This window comes from Halomonas lysinitropha, from assembly GCF_902500215.1.
Classification (GTDB): Bacteria; Pseudomonadota; Gammaproteobacteria; order Pseudomonadales; family Halomonadaceae; genus Halomonas; species Halomonas lysinitropha.
In genome coordinates this window covers 164,072-182,966 of the sequence record NZ_CABVOU010000039.1, presented here as the reverse complement: position 1 = coordinate 182,966, position 18,895 = coordinate 164,072, and the positions used below count along the sequence as shown (strand labels likewise).

Genomic DNA, 18,895 nt, shown 5'->3' with positions numbered 1-18,895 from the left:
CTCCGTCGGCCAATCGCCTTCCACCGCCCACCGGATGAACGCCCCGTTGTTGCCATCGCCGCAGCGCGGGCGCATGAGTGAAACCACCATGAAGACCCTGAATGTTGAATACGCGATCGTCGGCGCCGGCACCTCGGGACTCGGCGCCTACTCGAAGATCAGCCGCCGGACCGACAGCCTGGTAATGATCCAGGACGGCCCCTACGGCACCACCTGCGCTCGGGTCGGCTGCATGCCCAGCAAGCTGCTCATCACCGCTGCCGATCACGCGCACCACCTGGCCAACAGCGAGTTCTTCGGGGTGTCGGCCTCGGGTCGCGTGGATGGCCGCAAGGTCCTCGAACGGTTGCGCCGGGAGCGGGATCATCGATTCGTCGCCAACAACCTCCGTTACGTCGACAAGATTCCGGCCCACCACAAACTGGAGGGTCGCGCCCGGTTCATCGCGCCGGGCCGGCTCAGGGTGGGCGAATCGGTCGAGGTAAGGGCGCAAAGGATCATCCTCGCCTGCGGCTCGCGGCCTGCCATCAGCGCAGTATTCGAGCCCGTGATGGCCCGCGTCCTCACCAGCGACACGCTCTTCGAACTGGAGGACCTGCCCCGCTCGATCGCCGTGATCGGCATGGGCGTCATTGCGCTGGAACTGGGGCAGGCACTCCACCGCCTGGGCGTCGAAACTGCCATCTATGGCCGTTCCGGAACGATCAACGCCCTCACCCACCCGGCCATGCAACAGGAAGCGCTCGAGATCCTCGGCGCCGAACTCGATTGCTACCCCAGCGGCCGAGTGATCAGCACCTGGGAGGACGCGGAAGGTGCCTGGATCGAGTACGAACAGTCGAACGGCCAGTGGGTTACCCGGGTGTTCGACAGGGTGCTGGTCGCCACGGGGAGGGTCTCAAACGTCGACCGGTTGGGGATAGAGCATGGCGGCATGGAACCCGGTGAATCCGGTGCGGTGACAGCCGACCCGCAGACGATGCGCTGCGCCGGCCATCCCGTGTTCATTGCCGGGGATGCAACCGACCAGCTGCCGGTGTGGCACGAAGCCTACGATGAGGGACGTATCGCCGCCGACAATGCCCTGAGCTATCCGGAAACGGTACCTGCCGAGCGCCGACCGCCGTTGATGGTGCTCTTTACCGACCCCCAGATCGCCACCATCGGTCAACGCTTCCGACAACTTCAGGACCGGGAGATCGTGATCGGCGACCTGCCGTTCACAAGTCCCCGGCATGTGGTCTGGAACAAGGCCCAGGGGCGTATACAGGTCTACCTGGACGCGCGAACCGGCGTCATCCTCGGTGCCGAGTTGCTGGGGTACCAGGCCGAGCACCTGGCCCACCTGCTTGCCCTGGCCATCACACACAACATGACGGCGAAGCAGGTATTGTCGATGCCTGTCTACCATCCCAGCGCTGAAGAACTGCTGCGGGAGGTCTTGATCGATGCCCAGAAAAAGCGCAAGCATTACGAGGTTGAGGCCACGAGCGTCTCGGAAGAGATTGCCTAGTTGTTTCGTCCCGGAGTGTCAGGAGGCGCGTAAGCGGTCCGCCTCACAGCGCCGGCGGAAAAGCCGCTTCGCGTCGATGCTTTTGCCATGTGCCTAGGTTTCAGTACAGGCTCTTTGGACTGATGCAGGTCTGCCAGGATTTTCGTGGCTTGACGCTTGAGCCTATGCGAGGCCCAGCGGGGTTGCAAAGTCGAGTCTGGTTGTCGCGATGCTATGATAGGGCCACACCGAAGCGATAATGGAAGGAATCCCGCGTGAAATACCTCGGAGCCCATGTCAGTGCCGCCGGCGGCCCCGACCAGGCGGTGTTGCGCGCCGTGGAGATCGGCGCCGATGCCTTCGCCCTGTTCACCAAGAACCAGCGCCAGTGGAACGCCAAGCCGCTGACCGACGAGGCCATCGAGGCCTTCCGCACGGCCTGCGATAAACACGGCTTCGGCCCGGGGCAGATCCTTCCCCACGACAGCTACCTGATCAACCTCGGCCACCCGGAGAGTGCCGGGCTCGAGAAGTCCCGGGCGGCCTTTCTCGACGAGTTCCAGCGCTGCGAGCAGCTCGGCCTCACCCTGCTCAACTTCCATCCCGGCAGCCACCTGAAGAAGATCAGCGAGAGCGAGTGCCTCACCCGCATCGCCGACTCCATCAACCAGGTGCTCGCCGAGACCCGCGACGTGACGGCGGTGATCGAGAACACCGCCGGCCAGGGCACCAACCTGGGCTGGCGCTTCGAGCACCTGGCCGAGATCATCGACCAGGTTGATGACAGATCGCGGGTCGGGGTCTGCATCGATACCTGCCACGCCTTCGCCGCCGGTTACGACCTGCGCACCGCCGAGGCCACCACCGCCACGCTGGATGAGTTCGACAAGGTGGTAGGCTTCACGTACCTGCGCGGCATGCACCTGAATGACGCCAAGAGCGCATTCGCCAGCCGCGTCGATCGCCATCACAGCCTGGGCGAGGGCAACATCGGGCTGGACGCCTTCACCACCCTCATGCGCGACCCGCGCATCGACGGGATTCCCATGGTGCTGGAAACTGTCGAGCCGGCGATCTGGGCCGAGGAGATCGCCTGGCTGCGCGCTCAGGTCACCACCACCTGAGTGATCCGCGCTGACGCCGCCCTGCCCCGGCGCGAGCCGTGACGACGGCATTCACAACGGCGTGCGCTAGAACCCGGGATTGATGCTCAAGGAGAGCATCGCCGAGAGCTGGCAGAGCGGCCTGCCGGACGCCTGCTGCAACGCATTGAAGGCGTCCTGTACTCGCTGTTGGTCGCGCTGGCTCGTGGGCGTCTGGTCCACGATGCCGGCGGCGGCCAGGCGGGCCACCACATCGCTGGTGTGTAGGAAGGTGTCCTTGCCGACCAGGCGCAGGAAGCCGGCGGCCGAGCGTCCGCCCAGGCGAGCGCCACGCCTGGCCAGCAGGCGCCAGAGGCCGACGATATCGCTGCTCGGCCAGTCGGCGATGAACTCGCCGAAGTTTCCGCCCTGCTCCTGACGGATATCCAGGATGAATTGCGCGTTCCGGGGGATGGTCTGCAGCTTGGTGCGATGGCGGATAAGGCGCTCATCCTGCATGAAGCCTTCGATCTGCTCCGGGGTAAGCAACACCAGCGTCTCGGGCGCGAAGCCCCAGAAGGCCTCCTCGAAGGCGGGCCACCGGGCATCAACCACCGAGTGCTGCATGCCGGCCCGGAATACCCGCCGACTCATTGCGGAGAGGTAGCGGTCATCCCCCAGCCGCTTCAGCTCGTCGGGGGTCAGCGCCCGGGGGAGGAAGGCCTCCATGGCGTCGTCGGATTCGAAACGCCGGCGGACCGTGTCGCGGAGCCATCGATAATCAAGTCCCATGCCTGCCTCGCTCTGCCTGTGCCTCACTCTCCTCCACGTCCACCCCGATGAAGCCGCCGGACTGGCGCTGCCACAGGGCGGCATAGAGGCCGCCCTTGGCGAGCAGCTCGCCATGGGTGCCGCTCTCCACGATCTGGCCCTCGTCTAACACCACCAGGCGGTCGAGCATGGCGATGGTGGAGAGGCGATGGGCGATGGCGATCACCGTCTTGCCCTCCATCAGCGTGTAGAGCTGCTCCTGGATCGCCGCCTCCACCTCGGAATCCAGCGCCGAGGTGGCCTCGTCCAGCACCAGGATGGGGGCGTTCTTGAGCAGCACCCGGGCGATGGCGATGCGCTGGCGCTGGCCGCCGGAGAGCTTGACCCCGCGCTCTCCCACATGAGCATCCAGGCCGCGGCGGCCCTGCAGGTCCACCAGGTCATCGATGAAGGTATCGGCATGGGCGCGACGCAACGCCTCCTGGATCTGCGCTTCGCTGGCCTGGGGGCTGCCGTAGCGGATGTTGTCGCGCACCGAGCGGTGCAGCAGGGAGGTGTCCTGGGTCACCATGCCGATATGCCGGCGCAGCGACTCCTGGGTCACCTCGGCGATGTCCTGGCCGTCGATCAGGATGCGCCCGCCTTCCAGATCGAAGAAGCGCAGCAGCAGGCTGGCCAGGGTCGACTTGCCGGCCCCGGAGCGGCCGATCAGCCCCACCTTCTCACCGGGGGCGATGGTCAGGTCGAGGCCATCGAAGACGCGAACGCCCTCCCCGTCCGGGCGCGCATAGCCGAAACGCACGGCGTCGAAACGTATCTCGCCCTTCGGCACCGCCAGCGCCGCGGCATCGGGCGCGTCCTGAACCGCCGGCTCCCGGGCGATGGTGTTGAGGCCATCCTGTACCGTGCCGATGTTCTCGAACAGCCCGGCCACCTCCCAGAGAATCCAGTCGGACATGAAGCGGATGCGCATCACCAGGGCGATGGCCACGGCAATGATGCCCAGCGAGACCGTCTCCAGGTACCAGGCGCCGATGGCCATGGCCGCCACCCCGGTCAGCAGCAGGGAGTTGAGCACCGTCAGGCTCACGGTGAGGCCGGTGGCCAGGCGCATCTGCCGATACACGGTACCCATGAAGCCCTGCATGGCATCGCGGGCGTACTCCTGCTCGCGGCGGGTATCGGCAAACAGCTTGATGGTCTGGATGTTGCTGTAGCTGTCGACGATGCGCCCGGTCATCACCGCCCGGGCGTCGGCCTGGGCCATGGAGACCGCCCGCAGGCGCGGCACGAAGGCCCACATGATGGCGATATAGCCGGCCAGCCAGAGCACCAGCGGCAGCATCAGCCAGGGCTCGGCGCGGCCCATCAGCAGCATGGCCCCGGTGAAGTAGACGAGCACATAGACCATCAGGTCCATCAGCTTCATCACCGTCTCGCGCATCGCCAGCGCCGTCTGCATCACCTTCTGGGAGACCCGTCCGGCGAACTCATCCTGGTAGAAGGCCAGGCTCTGGCCGAGCATGTGGCGATGGGCCAGCCAGCGGCCGATCATCGGGTAGTTGCCGAAGATGCTCTGGTGAGTCACCAGCGCCTGCAGCAGGGTCAGCAGCGGCAGGCCGACCACCACCAGCGCCGCCATGCCGGCCAGGCGCCAGCCATGTTCGGCGAAGAAGCCCTCGCGCTCGGCCGTGGAAAGCCAGTCCACCAGGTCGCCCATGTAGCTGAAGAAAAGCACCTCCGCCGCCGAGACCAGCGCCGTGAGCAGCGACATCACGACCAGCAGCGGCAGCACCGGCCGCGAGAAGTGCAGGATAAAGGCAAACAAGCCCCGGGGCGGAGTCCCCTGCTTTCCCTCGGGATAGGGATTCACCAGGGTCTCGAAGGTGCGGAAAAGAGCGCGAAACATGACAGCCGTCCGGTTGCAGGGGTTGAGCTCAACATTATCGAGGCCCTTGGAGGGCAGCCCACCCAGCTACGCCCTCACTGGCTGATGGATCCGCCGTTAACACGCTCAGCCCAGAATGAAGATCACACAGGCGGCGGTGAGTGCACCCATCACGCCGTTGAAGATCCGCCAGGCCCGTGGAGTGTCGAGCCAGCGGCCGATGGCCGTACCAAAGCCCGCCCAGAGCGCGATGCAGGGAAAGCCCACCAGCTCGGCGAAGCCGGCCAGCAGCAGGGCATTAACCAGGATGTCGCCCTCCGCCGGCAGGAAGCCGGCCATCAGCGCCAGCCCCATCACCCAGGCCTTGGGGTTGGCGAACTGGAAGGCCGCCGCCTGCCAGAAGCTCAGCGGCCGGCCCTCGCCACGCAGCCGCAGATCCGGCGGCGGTGCCGTGGCGATGCGCCAGGCCAGGTAGAGAAGATACACGCTACCCACCACGCGGAGTGTGGTCTGCACCAGCGGGTAGCGCTCGAAGAGGATACCCAGTCCCAGGGCGATGCCGGTAAAAAGCAGGAAGCAGCCGCCCAGGATGCCAAGCATATGTGGCAAGGTGCGCAGGAAGCCGTAGTTAGCGCCCGAGGCGGTCAGCATCACGTTGTTGGGACCGGGGGTGATGGTCATCGAGACCATATAGAGGGCCGCCGGCCCGAGGAACGCCAGGGCTTCCATGTCATTGAATCCATGCGGGAGGGATCAGATCGATTGTGCTTTCAAAACGGCTCGACGCAAGGGGCGATAGCCAGCCGACGTCCGCCATTCTATCGGCCCGACGTCAGCACCGGAAGTGACCCCTGACACCTGCCCCTTTCCCCGTCTCCAGTGTGCTTTGCAGCAGGGCAAGATCATTATCGACAAATCATACGGATACGTGGGCAAAACCCAAGCAGGTGGATCAGAGGCGACGCACTCTAGTCCATGCGAGTGATGCGCATGGGTGAAACCTTCATGTGTGTGATCTTGCCGACATTCTCCATGACGTCGGCAACCTTCTCCGCCGCGACGGGTCGGCTCCACAGATATCCCTGCGCGAGATCGCAATCGAGGCCCGTCAACTCACGGAGCTGTTCCTGGGTCTCGACGCCTTCGGCGATGGCGGTCAGGCCGAAGCTTCGGGCGAGGTCGATCGCCGCCGTGATCAGGGCGCGATCCTGGGCGTTCGTCGTGATCCCACTGACGAAGCTCTTGTCGATCTTGAGGATGTCGACGGGAAGGCGTCGCAGGCTCGAGAGTGATGAGTACCCCGTTCCAAAGTCGTCGATCGCGAACTTGATCCCGTGCTTGCGGAGCTCGCCCATGGTGGTCTTCACGGAGGGCTCGTTCATGAGCGCCGACTCGGTGATCTCCAGGTGCAGGCAGGTGGCGGGAAAGCCGGTGTCTGCCAGGGCCGTGAGAACCATGCTCGCAAAATCGCCGGATGCGAACTGTCGCGGCGAGACGTTGACTGACAGCATGAATGGCGCAGGGCTGGCCTGGTGCCAGACAAGGGCATCCCGACAGGCGGTCCGCAGGATATGCTGGCCGAGCGGTTCGATCAGCCCGATCTCCTCCGCCAGGGCAATGAAGGTGTCAGGGGAGATCAGCTCGCCGGATGAGGTCCGCCAACGAGCGAGAGCTTCGACACCGACGACACGGCCGGTCCCCAGATTGACAATGGGTTGGTAATGCGGCTCGATCTCGCCGTTGGCGAGTGCGCCACGCAACCCTGTAGCGCGGGCCAGGTGTTCCTGGGCTCTGCGTTGTATGTCAATGTCGAACAGCGCGACACAGTTGCGCCCATTGCCCTTGGCCCGGTACATGGCCGCATCGGCATCGCGCAGCAGGTCGGCCCCGTCTGTCGATTCGTCGCCGATGGCAATACCGATACTGGCGGTGGCTAACAGCTCCAGCGATTTCAGCTGGAAGGGAGTGTCCAGGGCGGCCTGGATGCGGGCCCCGATGGCAAGCGCCGTTCGCTCGTTGCCGATATTGGGGCAGAGGATGGCGAACTCGTCTCCGCCGAACCGCGCCAGTGTGTCGGGCGGGCGCATGATGCTGCGCAGCCGATCGACCACGGAAATCAGCAGCTGGTCGCCGACGTCGTGGCCGAGGCCGTCGTTGACGAACTTGAACCCGTCGAGGTCGAGGAAGAGCACCGCGTGGCGGTGACTGGTACGTTTTGCCCCCATCTGGACCTGTTCCAGACGGTCGAGGAAGAGTGTCCGGTTGGGAAGCTCGGTGAGCGGGTCGTGTGTCGCCAGATGCTCGAACTGGACGTTCGCACCGGCGCGCCGGAGCATGGAATCGAGGTGATTCGCGACGTCACCGACGAACTGGTGGCCGTCAAAGGAGAGCTGTGATCCACTATCGTTCCAGACGGAGATCGTCGCCAAATCGCCGACATCCACACGGATGACCCCACCGGTCTGCTCATCCACCTCTGGGGCGTCCGGCTCACCGCGCAAGGTGACCCGGGCATGCCAGTCGTCCGGTCCGAGGATGCCGGTAATCGTGGTCTCGGCGGCCCTGGCAACCGAGGCGATGTCATCGGCGGCCAGGGCGTAGCGGCCGAGTTCCGCCACCGCGGTTTGCTGGGCAGCGGTCCGGGCGAGGAGTTCCTGCGCCAGTGTCAGATCCGTGATATCGGAGAGCGTTCCAACCCAGCCAGATCGCTGACCATCAACATCATGCATCGCCTGGGTCGTCACTAAGACGACTCGGGGACCGCCCTCGACACCTTCAATGGTAAACCGGTAGCGGAGCGAGGCGCTGTCAGCCAGCGTGTCTTCGTCGTTAGCCCGGGACTCGGCATCGATGATCGAGTCCCAGTCGCAGCCAAGTGCCTCGTCCGCCGTGATGCCGGTAATCTCGCTCCAGCGGGCATTGGTGTAGACATAACGGTTGTTGGCGTCGGTCTGGAAGATGCCGATGGGCGCGGCATCGGTGAGGGAACGAAGCTGATCGGCGGTCTGCTGGACCACCCTGGACCGAGCGGCGAGGTTCTCCGCGTTGAGGAAGACGTGCGCGAAGAACGAGACCTTCGAGCGAAGCTCTGCCGGCGGAATGGGAGCAAACAGGAAGTCGACGGCACCGCCCGCATAGTGGTCGACCTGCCCGACCTCGTCGCTGCTGAAGGCGGTGACGAAGATGATCGGGGTCATCTCGGACTGCCAACGTTCCCGAATGAGCTTGGCCGTCTCGAAGCCATCCATCCCCGGCATGGTGACGTCGAGAAGGATGACCGCGAAGTCCTCCTGCATGATGAGACGCAACGCGGCGACACCCGAGTCGGCCTCGACGAGGCGGTGGCCCAGCGGCTCGAGGGCGGCCTTCATGGCGAGCCGCTTTGACGGCGTGTCGTCGACGATGAGGACAGGGGCCGAGCGTAGCAACGTCGGCGGCGGCGGTTGGGCCGCACCCAGGGTAAGGCGCTGGTCGGTGTCGAGTGTCAAGGTAGGGTTACCGCCTGCTGGAGCCACGGCTCGAGTGCCCTGAGGAGCTCATTCGTGTCGACGGGCTTGGGAACATAGTCGTTGGCGCCGGCTGCGATGCAACGCTCGCGTTCGCCGCTGACGACCTTGCCGGTCACGGCGATGATCGGCAGGTCTCTCAGCCCCTCGAGGCTGCGGATTGCGCGGATGGTCTCGTACCCGTCCATGACCGGCATCATGATGTCCATGAGGACGATATCGACGGCCCCGCCATCGTCGACGAGCAGGGCAAGGGCGTCGGCGCCGCTCTCCGCGGTGAGCACTTTCGCCCGCGAACGCTCGAGCAGCGCGGTCAACGCGAAGAGGTTGCGGAAGTCGTCGTCGACGACAAGCACTCGGGTGCCCTTGAGGTCCGCGGGCGCCTGCCGAGCCGGGTGCAGGGTGGCGGGCGAGGATGGTGCCTTCTCTTTCAGCCGACCGGGCTCGACAACCGGATGGTGGAAGACAGGACGTGCCGGTTCGGTCGGGAGAGGAGGTCTCTTTGCCTGCGAGGTCATGACGGGTTTATCGACCGGCTTCGCCTGGCCGGTTGTCTCCTCCACGGGCAGAAAGAGCGTGAACGCGCTCCCCTGGCCCGGCGTGCTGGAGACCGTGATCTCGCCATGGAGCAGGCTCGCCAGCTTGCGACTGATCGAGAGGCCGAGCCCGGTGCCTCCATAGGAACGACCCGTGGAGCCGTCACACTGGGCAAACTCCTCGAAGATCCGGTCGTGGTCTTCGGGCTTGATCCCGATACCCGTATCGCTGACGCAGAACGCGATGACCGCTGAAGCAAGCTCCAAGGCAGTGTTCTCGGCACGCCATCCACTCTGCGCAGACCCGATACTCACACGGATGCCACCCTCGGTGGTGAACTTGAACGCGTTCGCGAGCAGGTTCTTGAGGATCTGCCGCAGGCGCTGCAGGTCGGTGACGAGACTCGTCGGGCAGCCGGGAGCGATCTCGATAGAGAACTCGAGGCCCTGGACCTTTGCCGCGGGTGCGAACTCACTGCGCAACGTCTCGCAGAGCGCTTCGACGGAGACCTCGGCGAGTGTCGCGACGACCGTTCCGGACTCGACCTTGGCCAGGTCGAGGATCCCGTTGAGCAGCGCCAGGAGATCCTGTCCCGAGGAGCGGATGACGCTGGCGTACTCCACCTGGACGGCCGTCATGTTGCCGTCCGGGTTCGTCTCGAGCTGTTCGGCGAGCATCAGCAGGCTGTTCAGGGGGGTACGGAGTTCATGGGACATGTTGGCGATGAACTCGGACTTGTACTTCGACGAGAGGGTGAGCTGGCCGGCCTTCTCCTCGAGCAGATCCCTGGATGCTTCGGCTTCGGTGTTCTGTTCGGCAAGCAATTCAGCCTGTTTTCCAAGGTCTTCATTGGAAGCGCGCAGCTCCTCCTGTTGCGTTCGCAGCTCCTCTGCCAGGGACTGGGCCTGCGCCAGTAGCGTCTCGGTCAGGGTGTTGGCCTCCAGCGAGTTCAAGACGAGTCCTATGCTCTCGGCCAACTGATCGAGGAACGTCAGGTGAGTCTCGGTGAAGGCATTGAAGGAGGCGAGCTCGACCACGGCGCGCACCGACCCCTCGAACAATATCGGCAAGACGACGATGTTGAGCGGCGGCGACGCACCCAATCCCGAGTTGATTCGCACGTAATCGCCGGGAACCTCCGTCAGCAGGATTCGCTTCTTCTCCTTCGCGCACTGCCCGACAAGGCCCTCGCCCAGACGGAACCTGGTCGAGAGCGTTCGGCGCTCCTCGAAGGCGTAGCCCGCCTGGAGAGTGAGTACCGGATCGGTCGCATCGCTCGATCCAGTCATCGTATAGAAGACACCGTGCTGGGCAGAGACGAGGGGCGCCAGCTCGGAGAGGATCGTGCTCGAGACCGTGCTAAGGTCACGTTGTCCTTGCAGCATGCGGGTGAAACGTTCCCGGTTCGTCTTCAGCCAGTCCTGCTCGAGGTTCTGGCGAGTCGTCTCCCGCAGGTTGCGAATCATCTCGTTGAGGCTGTCCATCAGCGCCGCCACCTCGCCGCGGGCTTCAATGTTGACCTGTCGGGTGAGGTCTCCCTCCGTGACGGCAGCAGCGACTTCGGCGATGGCACGCACCTGGTCGGTGAGATTGGCCGCGAGCTGATTGACGTTGTCGGTCAGATCCTTCCAGACACCGCCGATCTCCGTCGACCGTGCCTGGCCACCCAACTCCCCTTCGACACCCACTTCACGTGCCACACGGGTAACCTCCCCGGCGAAGGCGTTGAGTTGATCGACCATCGAGTTGACGGTGTTCTTCAACTCGAGGAACTCGCCGTTGACGTCGATCGTGATCTTCTTGCTCAGGTCCCCGTTGGCCACGGCCGTGGTCACCTCGGCGATATTGCGTACCTGGCCCGTCAGGTTCCCGGCCATCAGGTTCATGCTCTCGATGACATCCTTCCAGGCGCCATGCACCTCGAGTGATGAGGCGGCTGCCTGGCCGAGCTTGCCTTCGGTACCCACCTCCCGCGCCACTCGCGTGACCTCCGACACGAAGACGTTGAGCTGATCGACGTTGCCGTTGATGGTCTCCTTGAGGTCAAGCATCTCGCCACGCACATCAGCGGACACCCGCTGACTCAGGTTGCCAACGGCAACGGCACCGATGACATCCCGCATCTCGCCGACGGGAGCGGCCAGGGCCTCGATGAGGCTGTTGACCGAGCCGATACTTTTTGACCATGCCTGGGTCTGCCCCACCAGTGACGCCCGCTGCGAAAGGCGACCCTCGGTGCCCACGAGATCGCTCACCCTGGCCAGCTCTCGCTCGAGTGACTGGTTGGCGATGATGATGTCATTGAGCCCGTCGGCGACCTTGCCGGGCACACCCGTCCAATCGAGCGGCATGCGCGCCGTGAAGTCGCCTTCCTTGACGCGAGCCATCACATTAAGGAGGTGTGCACCGGTTTCGCCGGCGTGGAGATCGAGCGTCGTATCCAGCATGATTGGTCCCTCGCGTCCTGGACCCCTATCTTTACCATAATTATAGAAATTTTTTACATGTATTTTATTGCTAGAATAATTACTCGAGTGAATTGAGATCCTTCGACATAGCAATCGGACATACGAATGACACGCTGGAGTTTCCTTACCACCCATGCACGGGTATTGCTGATCATTGCCGGGGAGCCGGACATCCGGCTCCGGGACATCGCGACCGCCCTCGGCATTACCGAACGGCGAGCCCATGCCGTGGTCGCCGATCTCGTCGACAACGACTACGTGAACAGGCAGCGCGTCGGACGCCGCAACCGCTACGAAATCCAGTCGCAACGCCAGATCAACGACGATGTCATCGCACTGAACATCGGCGACCTGCTGGATCTGCTCGTACGCACCAGCGCCAAGAGCGGGAACATCGATGGCGATTGAAGGAGGGGGGTGTCAAGCGCTCGAGGAGACGCTCAGCGTGGTCACCGTGATCAGAATCAGGCCCATGCCGAGGAGTTGGATCATGCCCAGGCTTTCATCGAGCACCACGACGCCGAACAGCGACGCCGTGACCGGCTCGACCATCGCCACGATGGAGGCCACGGCCGGGGCGGTGTAGTTGAGGCCGACGATATAGAGGATGAAGGATACGCCGGCACCGAGCACGCCCAGGGTGACGAAGAGTGGCCAGCTCGGGGTGCTCAACGCCGAAAGGGTCTGCTGGGTATCGCCGAGCGAGAACAGGATGAGCGCCAGCACCGTGAACGCGATGACGAGAATGGCCTGGGGGCTGCCGTGGGGTGCCGCATACTTGAAGCCGAAGATGAAGAGCGCATAGGAGAGCCCGGAAAGCAGCCCCGCGGCAACGCCGATGGGGGTGACACCGCCTGGCTGGATGTCGTAGATACGCGTCAGCAGCACGATCCCCAGCATGACCATGGCGATGGCGACCCACTTGAGCGGCGTGGGCTGCTCGAGCCTGAGGGCAAAGGAGACGAGAAAGACGAAGACTGGCGCGCAATACATCAGCGTCGCCGCCACCGCCACGCTGCCCTCGGAAATACTGATGAAGTAGAAGGTGAAATTGCCGGCCACGCCGAGACCGGCAATCGCCGCCCAGAACCAGAGACGGCGATCGGCCAGGCCGCTGCCGCTCGGGCGCAACGCCAGCCAGACAGCCACGAACACCAGCCCGATCGCACCCCGGTAGAACGAGACGACAAGGGGTTCCCAGCCATCGTCCATGAGCACGCCACCAATGCCACCTGACAGCCCCCAGAACAGCGCGGCCAGCATCACGAATAGCGTACTCAATTTTGCCATGTAACCTCCTTATGGCACCGGTAAGTTCGACGTTCGCTCAGCAATCACGACGCATGATAGTCACCGCCTCGCCGCGGTAGTCGCGCCGCTCGAGATCACGCCATCCCAGCCGTCGATAGAGTGCCTGCTGATCCGGCGTGTAGAGATAGAGGCGGTCGTGACCATGCGCCCGAGCTTCTTCTTCCACGCGCTGGACCAGTCGCGAGGCGATGCCCCGGCCACGCCATTCGGACCGCACGAAGACCGAAGCCAGCCAGGGTGTCAGGTCGCGACGATCGCTCATGTCGTCGGCCACCAGGCTGGCCATGCCCACCGGCGCATCGTCCAACAGGGCCGCGAACACCGACGGCACCCCTCCCGCGCCGCATTCATCGCGCATCAGGGCAATGGCGGTGTCCAGTCGTCTGCCGGGGTGCAGATGCCCCCAGGTGTCGTGAGCCCACTCGGCGAGGATGGCCACATGGGGCGAGTCGTCCTTGAGGCGAGCAATGCGGATCCGTTCCGGCATCTGGGGGGTCCTCTTGTGGTGCTCCATGATCGCCGCGCTTGCCGGCAGCCGTCCCGGCCATCGAGATGCGTCCGGTACGCTGACGCTTGCTAACCCTACGATAATAAGGGGCTAGGGTGTAAGGCCTGCCCCTTGCCGCATCCGCTCCGCCCTGCACCTCGGGGTTTTGTCCCGGGGCCGGTCAACGGCTACGCTTCACGCATGATCGCACTGGCAGACATCCAATGGGCGCAGGCGCGCCTCGGCGACACCCTCTTCCCCCCCCCTGGTGCTCGACTATGCCTTGAGCGACCAGCTGGGCCGGCCCCACCATCACTGCGCCCCCGAGCAGGATCAGCCCGGGAGCACTCCACCACCATGGAAGTTACGGCTGGTGCTCCATCCGCCGGGCGGTCTGAGAAGCCGTCCGGCGAGGACTGATGTGCTGGAACGGTCAGCCTATAGATGAATGATTTCCTCCTTGAGCGAATAGGCAACGCCCAGAACTTCGTTGCAGACCGGCTGCGGATATTCCATCTCCTGCATGGCCTGCATGATGTCGTCGACCACGGCGACGAATTCGGCCGCACTGACGTTCATCCCGGTGTGCGTCTCGATCATCGAGCGCCCGGTGTATTCCACCGGCCCGCCGGAGCCGGCCGCGAGGAACTCCTTGACCTTCTCGCGGGCGTGGTCAATTGCCTCTTCGTCGAGGGCTCGGTACCTTGGTCCGGCGACCTCGTTCTCGAGGTGGAGGTCGACGATGCGATTGACCAGCTTGTCAATACCGGCGTGACCGCCGAGCCTTTCGTAAAGGGTGTCACTCATGGCAGATCCTCCTCTTTTGGATGGTTGCTCGTCAGGTGTACTGGGCACCTACCCCAAAGAGCGTGACAATCCTTGTGACAACCGGAACAAGGAGGGCCAAGCGATGACTGGAACGGATCTAGCGCCGATTCGCGCTGCCCTCGACGGCGGCGACTTCATCCGGGCACAGCAGCTGCTCGCCGGGCTGTCCGCACCAGTCTCGGCCGAGCTGCTCGAGCTGCGCGCCCAGGCGGCGTATGGGGCCGGCGATCTGGAAGGCACGCTGGCCGCCTATGGCGAGCTCTACCACCTGCACCTGGAAGACCACCGCACCCACGAGGCGGCGTTCGCCGCGGTCATGGTGGGCATGTACCTGATGATGGACACGGGCCTGATGGCCACCGTGCGGGCCTGGCTGTCGCGGGCGGAACGCCTGGTGGAAGACGCGCCCGATAGCCCGGTCTGGGCGTGGCTCGCCGCGGTACGGACCTACGAGCGCCTGATGTGTGGCGACATGCCGGGCACGGGGCAGTGGGCCCAAAGGGCCATCGACGGCGGGCAACGGCACAGCCTAGCGCCCCCCTCGATCATCGGCCAGGTGGCCCTGGCCCGGGTCCGCATCCATGACGGCGAGCTCGATGAAGGGCTGAGCGCCCTGGACGATGTGGCCGTGGCGCTTAGCTCGGGCAACCTCGACCCCCTCACCACCGGGCAGATGTGGTGCGAGCTCATCTGCGCGATGCAGTGGATCGGCCAGCACGACCGAGCCGAAGAATGGACCGAAGCCATGGAACGCTGGCGCCAGGGCGCCGCGTTCGGGGGCCTCCACGGCCGCTGCCGGGTGCACCAGGCGGAGATCATGCGCCTGCGCGGGCCCTGCGACGCCGCCGAACAGGAAGCCTTGCTGGCCTGCGAAGAGCTGCGACCCTGGATGCGGCGGGAGTTCGGCTGGCCATTGACCGAGCTCGGCAACGCGCGGCTGCGCAAGGGCGATTTCGCGGGCGCCGAGGATGCCTTCCTGGCGGCGCACCAGAATGCCTGGCTCCCTCAACCGGGGCTGGCGTTGTTGCGGCTGGCCCAGGGACGCGTCGATGACGCCTTCGCGATGATCGAGAGCGCCCTGGCGTCTCCGTTCGACATCCCGTCGAAGGAGCGCCCGCCGACAGGCGGCCTGAGACGAGCCCCTCTGCGCGAAGCTCAGGTAGTGATCGCCCTGGCGGCCGGCGACGATAACAGAGCGCGCGAAGCCGCCGCCGACCTCGCGGAGATCGCCCGGACCTACCAGAGCCGCACACTGCACAATTCGGCGCTCGCCGCGCAGGGGCGCCTGGCACTGCACGACGGGCGGGAAAGCGAGGCGGTCCGGCTGCTGAGCGAGGCCGTCATGGAATGGATCTCGCTGCGCATGCCGTTCGAGGCGGCGAGTCTGCGTGTCGAGCTCGCCGCAGCGCACCGCGCGGCGGGCGACGACAGCTCGGCCGAGCTGGAGCTCGACGCCGCCTGTCGCGCCTTCGAGGCGCTCAACGCCGGGCCCTGGGCGGAACTGGCTCGCGAACAGGTGCCGGCGACACCCTCAGGGCAGACTGCCAGCCCCGAGCGTTGCGTCTTCTGCCGCGAGGGGGATATGCGAACGGTGACCTTCGGTGGCACCACCGTCCACTTGAGGGACCTCAAGGGCATGCGCTATCTGGAACGCCTGCTGACGGCGCCCGGCCGGGAGTTCCACGTCCTCGACCTGGTATCGGTGGAGCGCGGGGCGCTCACCACCGGCGGGCCTGCGGAGGAGCTTGTCGCCACTCGCCAGTGCGGTCTGGAGGTGTTCGATTCGAAGGCGCGCGAGGCCTATCGGCAGCGGCTCGCCGAGACGGAAGAGGACATCGCGGAGGCCGAGGCGAACAACGACCTGCACCGCGCGGAACTGGCGCGTGCCGATCGCCAGTTTCTCGTCGACGAGCTCCGCCGCGGCGTCGGCCTGAACGGTCGGGCCCGGACCGTCGGCGGTGGCGTGGAGCGCGCACGCACCAGCACGACCCGTTCGCTGCGCTACGCCCTGGATCGGATCGCTCGGCACCATTCGAGCCTCGGCGAGCACCTGGAGCGAACGGTACGCACTGGCACCTATTTCGCCTACGAGCCGGATCCCCGCGCACCGGTGAACTGGAAGACCTGAGCGCACGCCCCCACGCCGCCTGCCGGCGAGCCGACGCCGGGCGTTATCAACCCGGCAGCTCTTCGGGTCGGGTCACCCGCGTCCCACCAGCAGCGCCATACCGCTGCGCACGATGGGCATGCAGCTTCTGATAGCTCTCGATCAGGCGTTGGTGCTTCTCGAGGCCCTCCAGCGCCATGCTGGTCGGGGTCAGGCCGTGGAAACGCACGCTGCCATTCACCGAGCCCACCACCGATTCCATGGTCGCCTCGCCGAACATGCGCCGGAAGTTGTACAGGTAATCGTCCAGCTCCAGCTCGTCATCGAGGAGGACCTCCAGTACCGCGCTCACCGCGCGATAGAAGAGATTACGCGCCACGGTGTTGTCGTTGTACTGCAGGAAGATATCGACCCGCTCCAGTGCCTCCTCGTGCTGGCCCAGCGCCAGGTTGATCAGCAGCTTCAGCTCGAGGATGGTGAGCTGGCCCCACTCGGTATTCTCGTCGAACTCGATGCCGATCAGGGTGACGATATCCTGGTGATCGTCGATCTGGGTCTCTTCCAGGCGTTCCAGCAGCTCGGCCAGCTGCGCGTCGCTGAGTTCGTGCAGGTGGAGGATATCCTCACGGAACAGCAGCGCCTTGTTGGTGTTGTCCCATACCAGGTCGTCCATCGGGTAGACCTCGGAGAAACCGGGCACCAGGATGCGGCACACCGGCGCGCCCAGGTCTTCATGGACGGCCATGTAGGACTCGAGGCCCAGCTCCTCGAGGATGCCGAACAGGGTCGCGGCCTCCTGGGCGTTGCTACTGGAACCGCTGCCGGAGAAGTCCCAGTCGACGAACTCGACGTCCGAGCGGGCGCTGAAGAAGCGCCAGGAAATCAGCCCGGAGGAGTCGATGAAATGCTCCACGTAGTTGTTGGGCTCGGTGACCGCCAGCGAATTGAAGGTCGGCGGCGGGAAGTCGTTGAGCCCCTCGAAGCTGCGCCCCTGCAGCAGCTCGGTGAGACTGCGCTCCAGCGCCACATGAAAGCTCGGGTGCGCACCGAAGGAGGCGAAGACACCGCCGGTCCTGGGGTTCATCAGCGTGACGCACATCACCGGAAACTGACCGCCCAGGGAGGCATCCTTCACCAGCACCGGAAAGCCCTGGGCCTCCAGCGCCTCGATGCCCTCGACAATGGCCGGGTAGCGCGCCAGCACCTCCTGGGGCACATCAGGCAGCGCCAGCTCCTCCTCGATGATCTGCTTCTTCACCGCGCGCTCGAAGATCTCCGACAGGCACTGTACCTGCGCCTCGTGCAAGGTGTTACCGGCGCTCATGCCGTTGCTGAGGTAAAGGTTCTCGATCAGGTTGGACGGGAAATAGATCGTCTTGCCATCGGACTGGCGCACGAAGGGCAGCGAGACGATGCCGCGATCCGCCCGCCCGGAGTTGGTATCGACCAGATTCGAACCGCGAAGCTCGCCCTCCGGGTCGTAGAGCTCGAGGCAGTAGTCATCGAGGATCTCCGCCGGCAACGCGTCGTTCGGACCGGGCTGGAACCACTTCTCGTCGGGATAGTGGACGAAGTCGCTCCCCGCCACCTGCTCGCCGAAGAACTGGTCGTTATAGAAGAAGTTGCAGCTCAGCCGCTCGATGAACTCGCCCAGTGCCGAGCAGAGCGCACTCTCCTTGGTGGCGCCCTTGCCGTTGGTGAAGCACATCGGCGAGGCGGCGTCGCGGATATGCAGCGACCAGACATGAGGCACGATATTGCGCCAGGAGGCGATCTCGATCTTCATGCCCAGCGCCGCCAGTTGGCCGGAAAGATTGGCGATGGTCTGCTCCAGCGGCAGATCCTTGCCCTCGATCCAGGTACCGTTCTCGCCATTCTCCTCGCCCAGCACCTTGCCCATCAGCAGCGCCTGGGCGTCCTCGTCGATGTTCTCCACCGCCTCGACCTGGAACTCCGGACCGGTCTGCACCACCTTCTTCACGGTGCAGCGGTCGATGGAGCGCAGAATGCCCTGGCGGTCCTTGTCGGAGATATCCTCGGGCAGCTCCACCTGGATCTTGAAGATCTGGTTGTAGCGATTTTCCGGATCGACGATGTTGTTCTGCGACAGGCGGATGTTCTCGGTGGGAATGTCCCGCGCGTTGCAGTACACCTTGACGAAGTACGCCGCGCACATCGCCGAGGAGGCCAGAAAGTAGTCGAACGGCCCCGGCGCCGAACCATCCCCCTTGTAGCGGATGGGCTGGTCGGAGATGACGCTGAAGTCGTCGAACTTGGCCTCCAGCCGGAGGTTGTCGAGATAGTTGACCTTGATTTCCATGGAGGGGGCACCGGAGCGTTGGGCGAAGCGGGGGAGAAAACCGGCCATTATCCATTTTTTGGGGGGCTTCGTCTTGGGGAGGTGGTCAAAAAATCACC

Annotated in this window: 13 protein-coding genes; 4 read left to right on the top strand and 9 right to left on the bottom strand. The window is 64.7% G+C overall.

Translation table 11 applies throughout. The annotated features are described in order from the left end of the window. Positions 1 to 88: 88 nt before the first annotated feature. A complete protein-coding gene (locus HALO32_RS12410) occupies positions 89 to 1,513 on the top strand; it encodes a dihydrolipoyl dehydrogenase (RefSeq protein WP_192576498.1) in 1,425 nt (474 codons plus the stop codon). A gap of 254 nt (positions 1,514 to 1,767) precedes the next feature. Continuing rightward, the gene (nfo, locus tag HALO32_RS12405) at positions 1,768 to 2,616 is read left to right on the top strand and encodes a deoxyribonuclease IV (protein ID WP_151444185.1); all 849 of its coding nucleotides are present in this window, start codon (positions 1,768 to 1,770) and stop codon (positions 2,614 to 2,616) included. A 66-nt stretch (positions 2,617 to 2,682) separates the two neighbouring features. Here the strand turns inward: nfo and HALO32_RS12400 are convergent, their stop codons facing one another. The 5 genes from HALO32_RS12400 to HALO32_RS12380 form a co-directional block, all read right to left on the bottom strand. Next, positions 2,683 to 3,366, bottom strand: coding sequence for a DNA-3-methyladenine glycosylase I (locus HALO32_RS12400; RefSeq protein ID WP_151444184.1), 684 nt, complete (start codon positions 3,364 to 3,366; stop codon positions 2,683 to 2,685). Continuing rightward, positions 3,356 to 5,254, bottom strand: a complete 1,899-nt coding sequence (locus tag HALO32_RS12395; protein ID WP_151444183.1) for an ABC transporter ATP-binding protein — start codon at positions 5,252 to 5,254, stop codon at positions 3,356 to 3,358. Before HALO32_RS12395 ends, HALO32_RS12400 begins: the two co-directional genes overlap by 11 nt. Before the next feature lie 105 nt (positions 5,255 to 5,359). Further along, positions 5,360 to 5,962, bottom strand: coding sequence for a LysE family translocator (locus HALO32_RS12390; protein ID WP_151444182.1), 603 nt, complete (start codon positions 5,960 to 5,962; stop codon positions 5,360 to 5,362). 239 nt (positions 5,963 to 6,201) lie between these two features. Continuing rightward, entirely contained in the window at positions 6,202 to 8,721 is a 2,520-nt protein-coding gene (locus tag HALO32_RS12385) for a two-component system response regulator (RefSeq protein WP_151444181.1), read from the bottom strand. Then, positions 8,718 to 11,723, bottom strand: coding sequence for an ATP-binding protein (locus HALO32_RS12380; RefSeq protein WP_151444180.1), 3,006 nt, complete (start codon positions 11,721 to 11,723; stop codon positions 8,718 to 8,720). Before HALO32_RS12380 ends, HALO32_RS12385 begins: the two co-directional genes overlap by 4 nt. A 126-nt stretch (positions 11,724 to 11,849) precedes the next feature. Between HALO32_RS12380 and HALO32_RS12375 the strand changes: the two genes are divergently transcribed. Next, on the top strand, positions 11,850 to 12,152 hold the full coding sequence (locus HALO32_RS12375) for a helix-turn-helix transcriptional regulator (RefSeq protein WP_151444179.1): 303 nt from the start codon (positions 11,850 to 11,852) through the stop codon (positions 12,150 to 12,152). Between the two features lie 12 nt (positions 12,153 to 12,164). Here HALO32_RS12375 and HALO32_RS12370 read toward each other — a convergent pair whose 3' ends face one another. From HALO32_RS12370 to HALO32_RS12360, 3 genes are all read right to left on the bottom strand, one after another. Then, positions 12,165 to 13,034 carry a DMT family transporter gene (locus tag HALO32_RS12370; protein ID WP_151444178.1) on the bottom strand — a complete coding sequence of 290 codons (870 nt, stop codon included), beginning with the start codon at positions 13,032 to 13,034 and terminating at the stop codon, positions 12,165 to 12,167. A 37-nt stretch (positions 13,035 to 13,071) separates the two neighbouring features. Then, positions 13,072 to 13,542, bottom strand: a complete 471-nt coding sequence (locus HALO32_RS12365) for a GNAT family N-acetyltransferase (RefSeq protein WP_151444177.1) — start codon at positions 13,540 to 13,542, stop codon at positions 13,072 to 13,074. Positions 13,543 to 13,980: 438 nt separating this feature from the next. Continuing rightward, positions 13,981 to 14,349, bottom strand: a complete 369-nt coding sequence (locus HALO32_RS12360; RefSeq protein WP_151444176.1) for a truncated hemoglobin — start codon at positions 14,347 to 14,349, stop codon at positions 13,981 to 13,983. 103 nt (positions 14,350 to 14,452) lie between these two features. Here HALO32_RS12360 and HALO32_RS12355 point away from each other — a divergent pair, with 103 nt between their 5' ends. Further along, a complete protein-coding gene (locus tag HALO32_RS12355; RefSeq protein WP_151444175.1) occupies positions 14,453 to 16,498 on the top strand; it encodes an ATP-binding protein in 2,046 nt (681 codons plus the stop codon). Positions 16,499 to 16,544: 46 nt separating this feature from the next. Here the strand turns inward: HALO32_RS12355 and HALO32_RS12350 are convergent, their stop codons facing one another. Further along, entirely contained in the window at positions 16,545 to 18,797 is a 2,253-nt protein-coding gene (locus HALO32_RS12350; RefSeq protein WP_151444174.1) for an OsmC domain/YcaO domain-containing protein, read from the bottom strand. Between the last annotated feature and the right edge of the window lie 98 nt (positions 18,798 to 18,895).

Bases quoted from the DNA above. Each gene is read 5' to 3' on its own strand.
- HALO32_RS12380 (WP_151444180.1), bottom strand. From the start codon at position 11,723: ATGCTGGATACGACGCTCGATCTCCACGCCGGCGAAACCGGTGCACAC.
- HALO32_RS12400 (WP_151444184.1), bottom strand. From the start codon at position 3,366: ATGGGACTTGATTATCGATGGCTCCGCGACACGGTCCGCCGGCGTTTC.
- HALO32_RS12365 (WP_151444177.1), bottom strand. From the start codon at position 13,542: ATGCCGGAACGGATCCGCATTGCTCGCCTCAAGGACGACTCGCCCCAT.
- HALO32_RS12395 (WP_151444183.1), bottom strand. From the start codon at position 5,254: ATGTTTCGCGCTCTTTTCCGCACCTTCGAGACCCTGGTGAATCCCTAT.
- HALO32_RS12375 (WP_151444179.1), top strand. From the start codon at position 11,850: ATGACACGCTGGAGTTTCCTTACCACCCATGCACGGGTATTGCTGATC.
- HALO32_RS12410 (WP_192576498.1), top strand. From the start codon at position 89: ATGAAGACCCTGAATGTTGAATACGCGATCGTCGGCGCCGGCACCTCG.
- HALO32_RS12390 (WP_151444182.1), bottom strand. From the start codon at position 5,962: ATGGAAGCCCTGGCGTTCCTCGGGCCGGCGGCCCTCTATATGGTCTCG.
- HALO32_RS12360 (WP_151444176.1), bottom strand. From the start codon at position 14,349: ATGAGTGACACCCTTTACGAAAGGCTCGGCGGTCACGCCGGTATTGAC.
- HALO32_RS12350 (WP_151444174.1), bottom strand. From the start codon at position 18,797: ATGGAAATCAAGGTCAACTATCTCGACAACCTCCGGCTGGAGGCCAAG.
- HALO32_RS12355 (WP_151444175.1), top strand. From the start codon at position 14,453: ATGACTGGAACGGATCTAGCGCCGATTCGCGCTGCCCTCGACGGCGGC.
- HALO32_RS12370 (WP_151444178.1), bottom strand. From the start codon at position 13,034: ATGGCAAAATTGAGTACGCTATTCGTGATGCTGGCCGCGCTGTTCTGG.